Origin of the sequence: Saccharothrix obliqua (assembly GCF_019375475.1) — a bacterium.
Classification (GTDB): domain Bacteria; phylum Actinomycetota; class Actinomycetes; order Mycobacteriales; family Pseudonocardiaceae; genus Actinosynnema; species Actinosynnema obliqua.
Genome location: NZ_JAHXGQ010000005.1, coordinates 190,908 through 204,320, shown reverse-complemented (window position 1 = coordinate 204,320; position 13,413 = coordinate 190,908). Strand labels below are relative to the sequence as shown.

At 73.6% G+C, this 13,413-nt stretch carries 14 protein-coding genes; 9 read left to right on the top strand and 5 right to left on the bottom strand.

Annotated features, from left to right (window positions below; translation table 11 throughout):
• Positions 1 to 135 precede the first annotated feature (135 nt).
• Genes KZQ38_RS17745 through KZQ38_RS17720 form a run of 6 tightly spaced genes read left to right on the top strand, consistent with a single transcriptional unit; the run spans position 136 to position 5,616 of the window.
• The gene (locus KZQ38_RS17745; protein ID WP_219443212.1) at positions 136 to 396 is read left to right on the top strand and encodes a hypothetical protein; all 261 of its coding nucleotides are present in this window, start codon (positions 136 to 138) and stop codon (positions 394 to 396) included.
• A 4-nt stretch (positions 397 to 400) separates the two neighbouring features.
• Entirely contained in the window at positions 401 to 652 is a 252-nt protein-coding gene (locus KZQ38_RS17740; protein WP_219443211.1) for a hypothetical protein, read from the top strand.
• A gap of 1 nt (position 653) precedes the next feature.
• Positions 654 to 3,419, top strand: a complete 2,766-nt coding sequence (locus KZQ38_RS17735; RefSeq protein ID WP_219443210.1) for an FtsK/SpoIIIE domain-containing protein — start codon at positions 654 to 656, stop codon at positions 3,417 to 3,419.
• The gene (locus tag KZQ38_RS17730) at positions 3,416 to 3,808 is read left to right on the top strand and encodes a hypothetical protein (protein ID WP_219443209.1); all 393 of its coding nucleotides are present in this window, start codon (positions 3,416 to 3,418) and stop codon (positions 3,806 to 3,808) included. The genes KZQ38_RS17735 and KZQ38_RS17730 overlap by 4 nt, the downstream gene beginning before the upstream one ends.
• A gap of 33 nt (positions 3,809 to 3,841) precedes the next feature.
• Complete coding sequence (locus KZQ38_RS17725) at positions 3,842 to 4,558, top strand: GNAT family N-acetyltransferase (RefSeq protein WP_219443208.1); 717 nt, start codon at positions 3,842 to 3,844, stop codon at positions 4,556 to 4,558.
• 38 nt (positions 4,559 to 4,596) lie between these two features.
• Positions 4,597 to 5,616, top strand: a complete 1,020-nt coding sequence (locus tag KZQ38_RS17720) for an NADP-dependent oxidoreductase (RefSeq protein ID WP_219443207.1) — start codon at positions 4,597 to 4,599, stop codon at positions 5,614 to 5,616.
• Here the strand turns inward: KZQ38_RS17720 and KZQ38_RS17715 are convergent, their stop codons facing one another.
• Both KZQ38_RS17715 and KZQ38_RS17710 read right to left on the bottom strand, forming a co-directional pair.
• The gene (locus KZQ38_RS17715) at positions 5,617 to 6,813 is read right to left on the bottom strand and encodes an amidohydrolase (protein ID WP_219443206.1); all 1,197 of its coding nucleotides are present in this window, start codon (positions 6,811 to 6,813) and stop codon (positions 5,617 to 5,619) included. It lies immediately after the preceding gene.
• Positions 6,803 to 8,428, bottom strand: a complete 1,626-nt coding sequence (locus tag KZQ38_RS17710) for an FAD-binding oxidoreductase (protein WP_219443205.1) — start codon at positions 8,426 to 8,428, stop codon at positions 6,803 to 6,805. The genes KZQ38_RS17715 and KZQ38_RS17710 overlap by 11 nt, the downstream gene beginning before the upstream one ends.
• Between KZQ38_RS17710 and KZQ38_RS17705 the strand changes: the two genes are divergently transcribed.
• Positions 8,427 to 9,002 (top strand): TetR/AcrR family transcriptional regulator, encoded by a 576-nt coding sequence (locus KZQ38_RS17705; protein WP_219443204.1) that lies wholly within the window; start codon positions 8,427 to 8,429, stop codon positions 9,000 to 9,002. The two genes, KZQ38_RS17710 and KZQ38_RS17705, sit on opposite strands and share 2 nt — an antisense overlap.
• Positions 8,999 to 10,432: a glycerol-3-phosphate dehydrogenase/oxidase gene (locus tag KZQ38_RS17700; protein ID WP_219443203.1), complete on the top strand. Its 1,434-nt coding sequence runs from the start codon at positions 8,999 to 9,001 to the stop codon at positions 10,430 to 10,432. The genes KZQ38_RS17705 and KZQ38_RS17700 overlap by 4 nt, the downstream gene beginning before the upstream one ends.
• 100 nt (positions 10,433 to 10,532) lie before the next feature.
• Here KZQ38_RS17700 and KZQ38_RS17695 read toward each other — a convergent pair whose 3' ends face one another.
• From KZQ38_RS17695 to KZQ38_RS17685, 3 genes are read right to left on the bottom strand one after another with little or no spacing between them, the layout of a single operon-like run.
• On the bottom strand, positions 10,533 to 12,167 hold the full coding sequence (locus KZQ38_RS17695; RefSeq protein WP_219443202.1) for a WXG100 family type VII secretion target: 1,635 nt from the start codon (positions 12,165 to 12,167) through the stop codon (positions 10,533 to 10,535).
• On the bottom strand, positions 12,164 to 12,478 hold the full coding sequence (locus KZQ38_RS17690) for a type VII secretion target (RefSeq protein ID WP_219443201.1): 315 nt from the start codon (positions 12,476 to 12,478) through the stop codon (positions 12,164 to 12,166). The genes KZQ38_RS17695 and KZQ38_RS17690 overlap by 4 nt, the downstream gene beginning before the upstream one ends.
• Before the next feature lie 11 nt (positions 12,479 to 12,489).
• Complete coding sequence (locus KZQ38_RS17685; protein WP_219443200.1) at positions 12,490 to 12,942, bottom strand: YbaB/EbfC family nucleoid-associated protein; 453 nt, start codon at positions 12,940 to 12,942, stop codon at positions 12,490 to 12,492.
• 194 nt (positions 12,943 to 13,136) lie between these two features.
• On the opposite strand from KZQ38_RS17685, the gene KZQ38_RS17680 reads away from it, so the two are divergent.
• Positions 13,137 to 13,397, top strand: a complete 261-nt coding sequence (locus tag KZQ38_RS17680) for a helix-turn-helix transcriptional regulator (RefSeq protein ID WP_219443199.1) — start codon at positions 13,137 to 13,139, stop codon at positions 13,395 to 13,397.
• Positions 13,398 to 13,413: the final 16 nt, after the last annotated feature.

The window sequence follows — 13,413 nt, the reverse complement described above, 5'->3', positions numbered from 1 at the left end:
GTGCTTTCCGACTAATCCGATCGAGTGGATTCCCATTACCACCCGGTCAGCCGATCTTGCTTGTGGAATTCACGACTTTCGGTACTACTTTCAACTATAGGAACTCCAGCGTTACAGGAGGGGTCGGGAACCGACATGGCCAGCATCGAAGAGGTCCGCGCCGCGATCGCCCAGGCCGTCGACAAGGCCGGCCAGAGCGCCCAAGCCCTGCAACAGGCCGCCGACCTGGCCGAGGACGCCCAGGCGCTGCTGAGCACGGCCACCCAGGGCAGCGTGCAGGCCGACGTGGAGCAGGCCAACGCGCAGTTCGCCGAGGTGGTGACCGGCGTGAGCGACCTCCAGAAGTTCCTCAGCGCCGGCATCTCGCAGGCCGAAAGCATCAACAACCGGCTGTGAACCCGTGACGTCGGTCGGCGAGGTCAGGCTCGCGCTGGAGCAGAGCTGCGACGTCCTCCGCGCTGCCTACCGCAGCGTCCGCGAGGCGCAGGACGCGCTGGACGAAGCGGTGGACCTGCTGGTCGAGGCGGGCGCCAACCACCCGGAACCGCTGGTGCCCGCGGGTTTCGCGCGTGCCAGGGAGCGGTTCGCCGACGAGCTGGAGCTGATCGTCGGCTGCCTCGACCTGGTCCAGCGACTGGCCGTGGAGCTGTGACGTGAGCAGGCGCGACGAGCGGCGCAGGCGGATCGAGGACTCCTTCGAGGAGTTCCGGCTGGCGGTGGCCGCCGCACTCGGCAACGCGTCGCGGGAGCTGCGGCGGCTCGCGGACGAGCGCGCCCGCGACATGTTCGAGGTGGTGGTGCGCGGCGAGGGCGTCGACCGCGCGCTCGCCGACCCGGTGCTCTCGGCGGCGGCGCGGCGGGAGGGTTTCAAGCAGCGCCTGGCCGACACCATGATCGACCGGGTGGCGGCGTTCCGCGAGTGGTCCGAGCGCGGGCCCGACCAGCTCACCGCGCTGGTGGAGGAGGTCGCGCCGGGAGCGGCGTCGTGGCCGCCCGAGCAGTGGCTCGGCCGGCCGGGCACGGCGGACGGCAGCGAGGGCGTGCCCGAGCTGTGGCGGATCGGCACCGGCGTGGTGCGCTCCGCGCCGGAACCACGCGCGTTCCCCGTGGCGGTGCCGCTGGTCGACCACTCGCACCTGCACGTGGCCGCCGCGGTGGAGGGCCGCCCGGCGGCCGACGCGCTGGTGGAGAACCTACTGCTGCGGCTGGTCAGCTACTTCCAACCGGGCCTGGTGCACGTCCACGTGTGGGACGTCAACCAGCTCACCGGCTCGCTGCCCGGCCTGTACCCGCTGACCCGCGCGGGCCTGCTCACGGTGCACGACCCGGCGCGGCTGCACGAGCTGCTCGACGAGCTGTCCGACCACATCCGCCGCGTGCACACCGGCGTGCTGGTGGAGGGCCACCAGTCGGTGCGCGCGGTCGGCGGCAGGCGCACCGAGCCGTGGCGGGTGGCCGTGTTGTTCGGCAACCGGCAGGCGCTCAAGGAGGAGCACCAGCAGCAGCTGCAACGCGTGGCGCGCAACGGTTTGGCGTGCGGCGTGCTGCTGATCATCGTGGACATCCCGGTCACCGTGAACTCGCCGATCGAGACCGTCACCATCGCCGCCGACGGCTCCGCGACGTGCACGATGAGCGGGCGGCACGTGGCCGTGTCGCTGGACCCGCAGTTCCCCCGGCAGCAGGTGCCGCTGGCGTGCGCGGAGATCGCGCGGCAGCGGGAGGAGCGGCGCACCCGGCTGAGCACGTTCGAGGACCTGCTGCCGGAGGCGTACTGGCGGGAGAGTTCCGCCTCGGGCGTCGTCGCGCCGGTCGGCTACGACGAGGGCGAGCCGGTGCACGTGGCGCTCGGCGACACCTCGCCGCACGCGTTGATCGGCGGCCCGAGCGGTTCGGGCAAGACCAACTTCCTGTACGCGATGCTGGGCAGCCTGGCCGCGCGCTACCACCCGGACGAGCTGGAGCTGTACCTGCTCGACTTCAAGGAGGGCGTGTCGTTCGCCCAGTTCGCGCCGGGCCGCAAGGACCCGACGTGGCTGCCGCACGCGCGCCTGGTCGGCGTGAACGTGAACACCGACCGCGAGTTCGGCGTGGCGCTGCTGAGGTTCCTCGCCGACGAGATGCGCAGGCGCGCCGACGCCGCGAAGCAGCACGAGGTCACCAAGCTGGAGCAGTTGCGCGAGGAGGACCCGGACGGCCACTGGCCGCGGGTGGTCGCGGTGATCGACGAGTTCCAGTACCTGTTCGGCGAGCGGGACCAGGTGACGGCGCAGGCCACGCAGCTGCTGGAGGACGTGGCGCGGCGCGGTCGGTCGCAGGGCATCCACCTGGTGCTGTCGAGCCAGGACGTGTCGGGCATCGAGGGCTTCTGGGGCAAGTCCGCGATCTTCGAGCAGTTCACCGTCCGCATCGCGCTGCCCAAGGCGCGGCGCGTGCTGGCCGAGCCGCAGAACGACGCGGCCGTGGAGCTGCCGCGCTGGCACGCGGTGGTCAACCACGAGTCGGGCGTGCGACCGGGCAACGAGGTCGCGCGCATCCCGGACGCCACCGGCCGGGGCACGTTCGACCGGCTCCAGGCCGAGCTGCACGCGCGCCGGCCGCCGGAGCTGCCCGAACCGATCCTGTTCGACGGCAGCAAGGTGCCGAACCTCCAGGCGCTGCCGGACTTCCGCGCCCTCGGGCCGACCGGCGGCAACCCGACCGTGCTGCTGGGCCAGGTGATCGACGTGGCGGGCAGCGCGGCGAAGGTGCGGTTCGCCCGCACGCCGGGCCGCAACATCGCCGTGCTCGGCTCGCTGCCGGAGGACGCGGCGGCCGTGCTCGGCGGCGCGGCGTTGTCCCTGGCCCGCCAGCACCCGCCGGGCGAGGCGCGGTTCAGCGTCGCGTGCCTGGCGGAGGACGCGTGGTCGCACGCGGAGAAGCTGTACAAGCAGCTCCGGAACGAGAACCACGCGGTCGACCTGGTCCGCCTGGAGCACGTCCGCGCGCTGCTGGACCGGACGGCCGCCGACCTCACCGCGTCCGCGACCGGCGAGGCGGAGCTGCCGCTCGACCCGCACTACCTCGTGGTGTACGCGGTCGACGCGGCGCACACCCTGCTGGAGAAGAAGGACCCCGGCACGCGTTCGTCCGGTTTGGACAGTCTGCGCACGGTCCTCAAGCACGGCCCGGAGAACCGCACCCACGTGCTCGGGTGGTGGCGCGGCGTGCAACGCCTCAAGAACAGCCTGCCGCCCGGTGTGTACGACGACATCGGCGCGTGGCTGGCGTTCGACGTGCAGGGCAAGGAACTGCTGTCGTTCGGGCCGGAGCAGGTGATGGCGTGGTCCCCGAGACCCCGCCGGGCGTTGTTCTTCGACCGCTTCGAGCACGCCCGGCCGCAGGTCGTCATCCCGTTCGACACCGGGGAGGAACCGTGATCGAGGACGGCGCACCCGCGCCGGGCGTCTCGGCGGTGGAGCGGTACAAGGAGGTCGTCGCGCTGGCCGACACCGCGGTCGGCCGGATGCGCGCGCGGGACGGCGAGCGGGTCGCCGAGCTGCTGGCGGCGCTCGCCGCGTCGCAGGACCGGGTGGCCGCGCTGGTGGAGCAGGAGGGGTTGACCCGGGTCGGCGTGCGGTTGCTCTGGGAAGCCGCGCTGGAGGCGTTGTGGGAGGAGCGCTGGCTCCAGATGAAACCGCTGCCGGACCCGGACGAGACCGTGCCGCCACGTGCCCAGCGCGACTACCTGACGGCGATGGACGTGGCGTTCCAGGCGTTGGAGGACACGCTCCAGAAACGCGGCCTGTTGCGGCGCAAGGGGCACTGACGCCGACCGCGCCCCGTCGGCGATGATGCGGTCATGCGTGTTTTGCGGAACCCGGACGAGGTGGCGGCGGCGAACCCGGACGCCCTCGTCCGGTGGGCGGCCCAGTGCCTGCTGCCGGGCCGGGGCGGTGCGGCGTGGGCGCACGGCGGGGCGGTGGCCGTCATCGCGCCCGCCCTGTACCGGCACGACCGGATCGTGCTGGCCGGCCCGCCGGACGACGTGGCGGCGCTGCTGCGCGCCAAGGCCCGGCCCGGCCTGCGGCCGATCGTCACGACGGAGGTGGCCGCGGCCCTCCCGGAGTTCCCGGTGCTCGGTTCGACCACCTGGATGGAGCGCACCGGCGCGCTCGCCGCGGACGGCGTGCGCTGGCTCGGCCCGGACGCGTGGGACGAGGTGGAAGCCTTGCTGCGCAACGCGAATCCCGGCTCGTGGGTGTGGCCCCACGAGCCCGGTGCACGCCGCTGGGCCGGTGTGCGCGCCGAGGGCGGCGTGCTCGTCGCCGTCGCCGCCGACGCCTGGGCCGCGCCGGGCGTGGGTTTCATCGGCGGCGTTGCCACCCACCCCGACCACCGCGGGCGGGGCCTGTCCACCCGCGTCTGCGGGTTCCTGACCAGTGCGCTGCTGGCCGAGTTCGGCACCTGCGCGCTGATGGTCGACCCGGACAACACGGGCGCGGTCAAGGTGTACGAACGGCTCGGCTACCGGCAACGGGACATCACGGCGTTGCGGGACGTAGGTCACACCGGCTGATCGGAACACGGTGCGGACCCCGTTCGGTTGGAGCTGGCATGACCGTGCCGAGCACCGCGCTGGAGATCCGCCTCGCGTCCCGCCCGCAGGGGCTGCCGACGCCGGAGAACTTCGAACTGGCCGAAGCACCCGTGCCGACGCCGGGGCCGGGCCAGTTGCTGGTCCGCAACCTGGTGATGAGCGTCGACCCGTACATGCGCGGCCGGATGAACGACGTGAAGTCCTACGTCCCGCCGTTCCAGGTGGGCCAGGCGTTGGACGGCGGCGCGGTGGGCGAGGTCGTCGCCTCGAACGCCGAGGGCTTCGCGGTGGGCGACAAGGTGCTGCACGGCCTGGGCTGGCGCGAGTACGCCGCCGTGGACGCCGAGCACGCCGTGCGGGTCGACCCGGACCTCGCGCCGCTGGGCGCGTACCTGGGCGTGCTCGGGATGCCCGGTCTGACGGCCTACGCGGGCCTGCTGGAGGTCGCCGCGTTCAAGGAGGGCGACGTCGTGTTCGTCTCCGGCGCGGCGGGCGCGGTCGGGCAGGTCGTGGGCCAGGTGGCGAGGCTGCGTGGCGCGAAGCGCGTCATCGGCTCGGCGGGCACGGCCGAGAAGGTGAAGTACCTGGTGGAGGAGCTGGGCTTCGACACCGCCTTCAACTACCGCGACGGCGACGTCCCCGAGCTGCTGCGCTCCGCCGCGCCGGAGGGCATCGACGTGTACTTCGACAACGTCGGCGGCCCGCACCTGGAGGCCGCGCTCGACGTGTTCAACCCCTACGGCCGGGCCGCGTTGTGCGGCGCGATCTCGGTCTACAACGAGTCCGCGAGCACGCTGCCGCCCGGCCCCCGCAACCTGGGCGTCGCCGTCGGCAAGCAGCTCACGCTGCGCGGCTTCCTGGTCCGCGACCACGCCCACCTCCGGGACCGGTTCGTCCAGGAGGTCGGCGGGTGGATCGCCGACGGCAGCCTGCGTTACACGGAGACGGTCACCGAGGGCGGCGTGGCGAAGGCCCCGGAGGCGTTCATCGGCATGTTGAAGGGCGAGAACACCGGCAAGGCCCTCGTCACGTTCTGACTAGACCAGCTCGCCGTCCGCCGCGACGACCCGACCGGCGTGCACCACGAGCGTGCGTGGCGCGCGGTCCATCACGGCCGCCGTCACGGTGTCGCCGGGCACCACCACGAGATCCGCCGGTGAGCCCTCGGTGAGCCCGTGCGGCAGGCCGACCACGGACGCACCGCCCCTGGTGGCGATGTCCACGCACATCTCCACCAGGGCGTCCTGCCGGAACCCGTCGCGGTAGGCGAGCTGCCACGCGCGGTCCAGCATGTCCCCGTTGCCGTACGGCGACCAGTAGTCGCGCATACCGTCCTGGCCCAGCCCGAGCCGGACGCCCGCCCAGCGCAACTGCCGCAGCGGCAGGGGCTCGCGGGCTCCGGGCGCGACGGTCGTGACCGCCACGTCGTGCTCGGCCAGCAGCTCGACCAGCTCGCGCTGCCGCTCGGCGTCCACGCTGGACAACGCGAACGCGTGGCTGACGGTCACCTTGCCGCGCATGTCCAGGGCGGCCACGCGTTCGCAGATCAGCTCGATCTGGAACGCGCCGAGCGAACCCGCGTCGTGCAGGTGCACGTCCACGCCCCGCTGGTGCTTCTCGGCGAGCCCGAACACGACGTCCAGGTGCCGCACCGGGTCGCGGTCGTACCCCGCCGGGTCGAGCCCGCCGACCAGGTCCGCGCCCGCGCGCAACGCGGCCTCCAGCAGCTCGGCGGTGCCCTTCTCGCGCAGGATGCCGCACTGCGGGAACGCCACGACCTCGACCGACGCGCGGTCGGCGTGCGCCTCGCGGGCCGCGAGCACGCCCTCCAGCTTCTCCAGTCCCGAGTCGACGTCCACCTGCGCGTGGCTGCGGACGATGGTCGCGCCGGCGGCGATGGTGACGCCGAGGGTGTGGGTGGCGCGCTCGGCCACGCTCCGCTCCGCGGTCCGCCAGTTGCGCCGGTCGTTCTCGATCAGCTCGGCGAGCCCGCTGCCCGCGCTGTGCGGCCGGAACGGCAGTCCCAACCGCGTCGAGTCGAGGTGCGCGTGCGCGTCGGTGAACGACGGCAGCAGCACACCGCCCCGCCCGTCCGCCACGGGCACGCCGGGTGGCGCGTCGAGGTCGGCCCCGATCGACGCCACCTTCCCATCAGTGCACAGCACGTCCACCGCGGGCGTGTCAAGGCTGTTGGGCCACGGCCGCACGGAGCGAATCAGCAGATCACCGGTCACCACGTGAAGCTAGCCCGCCGGGGATCAGCTTGCCAGGGTTGAGCACGCCGGTGGGGTCGAGCACACGCTTGGCGGACGTCAGGACGGCCACGCCGAGCGGCCCGACCTCGGCCTCCAGGTAGGGCGCGTGGTCGACGCCGACGGCGTGGTGGTGGCTGATGGTGCCCAGCCCCGCGACGGCCTCGGCCGCCGCCGCCTTCGCCACCTGCCACTGCCCCACCGGATCGGCGGAACGCGCTGCCAGCACGGTGAAGTAGAGCGACGCGCCGGTCTCGTAGGCGTGCGAGACGTGGCACATCACGACGCACTCGCCGAGCGCGTCCACCAGCGCCTCCCGCACCGCCGTGCGCAGCTCGGAGAGCCGGGACCAGTGCGTGGCGGTCTCCAGGGTCTCCACGCACGCGCCGATCTCCAGCAACGCGTCACGCTGCCGCGGCCCGTTGAACCGCCCGTGCCGCCACGCCTCGCCGACGACCCGGCCGAGCGGCACCAAGCGCAGGCCGCGCAGGGTTTCCCGGCGGCGTCGCCGCACCTCGGCCGCGGTCGCACCGTGCCAGCCGAGCACCAGCAGGCACGGGTCGGTGACACCACGCGCACGCAGGTACGCCTTGAGGGCGGTGGTCCGCAACCCGCCGGCCAGCGCCAGCGCGACCCCGGTCTCGTCCACGTCGGACAGCCGGGTCACGTCGGCGAGCACGCGCCGCTGGGCCAGCCTCCGCACGACCGCCGTGCCGCGTTCCCAACCGGACACGGCGAACGCCTCGTACCGCTCGACCGCGGGCCGGGGGCGGACGCGCAACGCGACCTCCGTGATGACGCCGAGCACGCCTTCGCTGCCCACCACGAGGTGCCGGAGGTCGGGACCGGCGGCGGACGCGGGCGCGACGCCGAGCCGCCACTCGCCGACCGGCGTGGCGAGCCGCACGCCCTCCACCAGGTCCTCGAACCGGCCGTAGCCGGAGGACGCCTGCCCGGCGGACCGGGTGGCGGCGAAACCGCCGATGGTGGCGCGCTCGTAGGACTGGGGCACGTGGCCGGTGGTCAAGCCGTGCGCGGCGAGCAGCCGGTCCGCCTCGGGCGCGGGCAGCCCGGCCTGGAGCACGGCGACCCGCGACACCGGGTCCACCGACACCAGCCGGTCCAGCCGGGCGAGGTCGAGCGCGATCACGGCGGCCTTGTCACCACGCAGCGCGGTCACGCCGCCGACCACGGACGTGCCACCGCCGAACGGCACCACGGCCACGTCGTGCTCCGCGCACGTCCGCAGCACCGCCACCACCTGCTCCGGGTCGGCGGGCAGCACGACGGCGTCCGGCACGGCGAGCCCGCCGACGCCACGCCGCCGCAGCAGGTCCAGGTAGGACAGGCCACCCGCGCGGCCGAGCCGCGAGTCCCGGTCGACCCGCACGTGACCGGGCCCGACGACGGCCTCCAGCGCGATGCGCGCGGTGTCCGCCAGCTCGGAGCCGGGCACGTCGGGCGGGCGCACGGGCGTCCGGACGTCGGCGAGCCCGGTCCGCCGCCGCAACCACGCCACCGCGTGCGGCGGTAGCTGCCCGGGTGCCTCGGTCCACCTGTCGCGCGGGGTGTGCTCCACCGCTACAGTGTTACACATGACGTCTCAACGTCACAGTGATGACGCGCTCCTCGACGCGGCCCGCGACTGCGTGGTCGAGGTCGGGGTCCGCCGCACCACGCTGACGGACATCGCCAAGCGCGCCGGCGTCAGCCGGATGACCCTCTACCGCCGCTACCCGGACGTCCGGACCCTGGTGCGCGCTTTGATGACCCGGGAGTTCGGCGCGCTGCTGCGCCGGGTGGAGGAGGCGCGGCAGCCCGCCGCGCACGCCCGCGCGCGCCTGGTCGCGGAGGCCGCGGCGAGCATCCGGCTGCTCGCCGCCGACCCGCTGCTGCGCCGCGTCCTGGACCTGGACGCCGAGCTGATGCTCCCCTACCTCGTGGACCGCCTGGGCAGCACGCAGGAACTGGTCGAGGCGCACCTGCTGAACCGGGTCGCGGAGGGGCACGCGGACGGTTCGATCCGGGCGGGCGACCCGGCCGCGCAAGCCCGCCTCGTGCTGCTGACCACGCAGTCGATGGTGCTCTCGGTGCGGCTCGCCACCACGGGGCTGGACTTCGAGGCGTTGCTCGCCGAACTGGCGGCCTTCCTGGACGGCGCGCTGGCGTGAGGACGTCGTTGAACGCCGCCCGCCGCCGCCGGGAACTCGCCGAGGTCGCCGAGCGCACCGTGGACCTGCTGGTGGTCGGCGGCGGCGTCACCGGCGCGGGCGTCGCGCTGGACGCGGCCACCCGCGGCCTGGACGTGTGCCTGGTCGAGGCGCACGACCTGGCGTTCGGCACGTCGCGCTTCTCCAGCAAGCTCGTCCACGGCGGCCTGCGCTACCTGGCGCACGGCGAACTGGGGCTGGCGCACGAGAGCGCCGTGGAGCGCGGCGTGCTGATGACGCGCACCGCGCCGCACCTGGTCCGGGCGCTGCCGCAACTCGTTCCGCTGCACGGGAAGCGGCACGACCCGCTGGTGGCGGCGGGCCTGCGCGCGGGCGACCTGCTGCGCCGCGTGGCGGGCACGCCGTCCCGCGTGCTGCCGGGTCCGCGCCGCGTGCCCGCCGCCGAAGCCCTCGCCCTCGTGCCCGGCCTGCGTGCCGCGGACCTGCGGGGCGGCCTGCTCGGCTTCGACGGGCAGCTCGTGGACGACGCGCGGCTGGTGGTCGCGCTCGCCCGCACGGCGGCCGGGCACGGCGCGCGGGTCCTCACGCGGGCCGAGGTCACCGCGTTGCACGGCCGGTCGGCGGACGTGGTGGACCGCCTCACCGGCGAATCGCTGACCATCCGCGCGCGCGCCGTGGTGAACGCCGCGGGCGTGTGGGCCGGCCGGCTGGTGGACGTGCGCCTGCGCCCGTCGCGCGGCTCGCACCTGGTGGTGTCGGCGGGGACCGCGGGCGTCGTGGGCACCGCGCTGACCGTTCCGGTGCCCGGTGAGCGCAACCGCTTCGTTCTGGTGTTGCCGCAACGGGATGGGAAAGTCCACATCGGACTCACCGACGAACCCGTCAGCGGCCCGGTCCCGGACGTGCCGGAGGTGCCACCGTCCGATGTGGACTTCCTGCTGTCGGTCGCGTCGTCCGTGCTGGAGCGCCCGCTCACGCCGGCCGACGTGCTCGGGGCCTACGCGGGCCTGCGCCCGTTGCCGGACACCGGGGACGGGCCGAGCGCGGACCTGTCGCGGCGGCACGCCGTGCTCACCGCGGACGGCGTCACCACGGTGGTCGGCGGCAAGCTCACCACGTACCGGCGGATGGCGGAGGACGCCGTGGACGCGACCGGCCTGACCACCACGCCGTGCCGCACCCGCTCCGCGCCACTGGTCGGCGCGGGTCCCGCACGCGGTCCGGCGGACCTGGTCGCGCGGTACGGCGCGGAGGCGGCCGACGTCGCGGAGGTCGGCGAGTTCGCGTGGGCGGTGCGGCACGAGGGGGCGCTCGACACGGCCGACGTGCTCGACCGCCGCACCCGGATCGGCCTGGTGCCCGCCGAACGCGCCGCCGCGCTGGCCGAGGCACGCGCCGTGGTCGAGCGCGAACTCGCCGCACTGGCTTGACACCGCCGCGGCGGCGGGAAATCGGCGAACTGCCGCCGGACAGGCGAAGAGGGGTCTCCCGCCCGGGAGACCCCTCTTCGCCGTCGTCAGCCGCCGACCGTCACTCGCCGATGATCGGCTTGGCCGCCCTCGGCGGCTCCTCGATCAGCGGCTCGCCCTCCAGCCGGACCTTGCGCTGGTGGTCCTTGCCGCCGCCCTGGCCGGGCGCGGCGGCCATCGGGGCCATCATCCCGCCCATGCCGCCGACACCGCCGCGACCGCCACCGGGCGCGCCGCCGACACCGCCCGCGCCACCACCGGCGCCGCCGGTGCCCGCCGGCAGCACGGCGGACGAGCCGCCCGCCTGGAGCGTCTGACCCGCGCCCGCGCCACCCGCGCCGGCACCGCCGCCGCCACCCGCGAAGCCGCCGCCACCGCCGCCGAACCCGCCGCCCGCGCCACCACCGGCGCCGCCGCCCGTGCTCGGCAGCTCGCTCGCCGTGAACGGGCGCGCGGTCGGCACGTAGGGCGTGCTCGGCGTGGTGGTCGTGGCGTGCGTGGTGTCGCGCGGGGTGTAGCCCGACGGGTACGTGATCGGGTTGACCCGCGGCGGGAGCTGGTTGGAGCCGCCCGCGGGCACCCACCGGCCCGGCTCCCAGTGGCCGCCGCTGCTCGCGCCGCCGCCGGAGCCCGTGCCGACCTGCGGCGGCCGGCTCACCACGGGACCGGGCGCCGAACCACCCGAACCACCGCTGCCACCGGGGACCGTCACGCCGCCCGCGCCCGCGTCACCGCCGAACGACGGCGGCCGGCTGACCACCGGCTGACCCGCGTTCGGCGAACCGCTGGGGTTGGTGGTGCCGCCCGCGCCGCCCGCACCGGTGTTCGCGTACCGCTCGCGCGCGTTCCGGTCCATCCCGGCGAGCTGCTCCTCCGTGAGGCCGAGCCCGCCCGCCGAGTTGCGCGGACCCGCGCCGCCACCACCCGCGCCCTTGTTGGAGTGCGTCATCGCGGTGATCGCCTGGAGGATCTGCTTGGCCGTCGACGCGATCTGCTGCACCGACTTCACCAGGTCGATCAGCTTCTTCAGCGATTCGCCCAGCTTCTTCAGGAAGTCCATCAGCTTCTTGGCGTAGCTGACGGCCATCCGCACGATGTCCGAGATCGCCGCCGCGATGGCCGCGCCGAAGGTGAGGAACGACGCCGCCAACCACTCGATGATCTTCATGACCATCTCGGACACGGCCTGCGAGATCAGGTCCATGATGGTCTTGCGCACGGTGGCCACCAGCTCGCCCGCGCCCTTGGCCGCGTTGGAGATGCCCTTGGCCGCCTTGCCCAGCGTCTCCAGGCCGCTCGCGTGCTTCACGGCCGCCGCGCGGTAGCCGTCGGCGGACCGGCCCTTCCAGCCGCGGGTCTCCTCGACGGCGGTGCGCCGGTAGTCGGCGACGATGCCCTCGATCTGCTTCGCGGCGGACGCCCAGCTGTCCGACATCCGCTGGATCGCCTGCGGGCTGCCCAGCAGCGCGTCGAACGGCTCCCGCAGGAAGTCCACGTGCTGGATGGCCCAGCTGAAACCGGCGGACAGCAAGCCCGACAACGGGTTCGTGGAGAGGCCGACGATGCCCATGGCCGTGTTCGCGATGCCCAGTCCGGCCTGGACCCAGTCACCGCGCTCGACGGCGGCGACGGTGCCCTGCACGTCACCGATCAGGTAGGAGGGGTCGCGCCCCTGCGTACCGGCCTGCGCGTTCATCCACGTGCCCTTCCGGTGAACCCGAACGCGTTGTCCAGGTCGACGTTCTCGTAGAGGTCGGCGACTTCCTTGAGGCCCTGGCACATGTCGGCGATGGTCTCGGTGGCCTGCCCGAGGATGTCCTGGGACGTGCCCGCGGTCTTGAGCAGGAAGGAGGCCAGGAACGAGGCGAATGCGCCGAAGGCGTCGGTCGACAGCGACGGGTCGGCGGTCTGGGTGGCCGAGAGCATCCGCTGCGTCAGCTGGTCGACCGTGCCGGCGTGCTTCCGGATCTCCTCCGGACTCACGTTGAACGACACGAACATGGACATCTACCCCCTGCTCAGGCCATCACGTCTGGTGGGTTGGTGAAGTAGTCGTCATCGGGCCTGGTGTCTCGACGCTGGACCTCGGACTCCGGTTCCGCGCCGTCGGTTCCGTCACCCGAATAGCCGTTGGGCATGTTCGCCTTGACGAAGTCCAGGGCCGGACCGTCCCCGACGAAGTCGGTCATGATCTGCACGACCTGGCCGGCGGCCTGGCGTTGCGCGTTGCCCACCGCGGTCATGATCTGGGCCGAGACGCGCTCCGGGTCCTCGCCGCGCAGTGCGGGCCGCAGGATGAGGTTGGTCAGCGCGCCCGACGCGTTCACCGTGACGGTGATCAGCCCGTCCGGCGACGTGGCGCTGCCGCCGACCTCGCCGAGTTGGCTGCGCGCCTGCTCGGCGTTCTGCTTGGCCTGCTCGATCTTCTGGCCGTACTGCGCGAGCCACTGGTCCGGCTCCATCGGCTCCATCTGGTCACCCCTCCAGGCAACGGGGCTTGCGGCCCACGACACATCCGACCGGTCGTCGGTCGATCCGGTTCCCGGGGCCGTATCGTTTCACCGAATCGTGATTTCCGGGTCGAGCCGATGCGGATACCGCCGTTCGGCTCATTGTGTGAATTGTTTACTTGCCGTTCTGTTGGGTTTTCGCAACACTTCGTAGCATGAGTCCGGCACGCCGGGAGCCGCAGCGGCCGATCCACAACCGGGTCCGGGTGCTGCGGGCCGAACGCGGTATGACCAGAGTGGAGTTGGCACGGGCGGTGGCGGTCAACCCGCAGACGATCGGCGCGCTGGAGCGGGGCGACCACTACCCCAGCCTCGACCTGGCGCTGCGCATCTGCGAGGAGTTCGGCCTGCCGGTGGAGGCGGTGTTCGGCCGGGAGCCGTTCGAGCCGCTGTCGACGCGGGTGTACGGCGGGTGACCGACAGGAGGGGAGC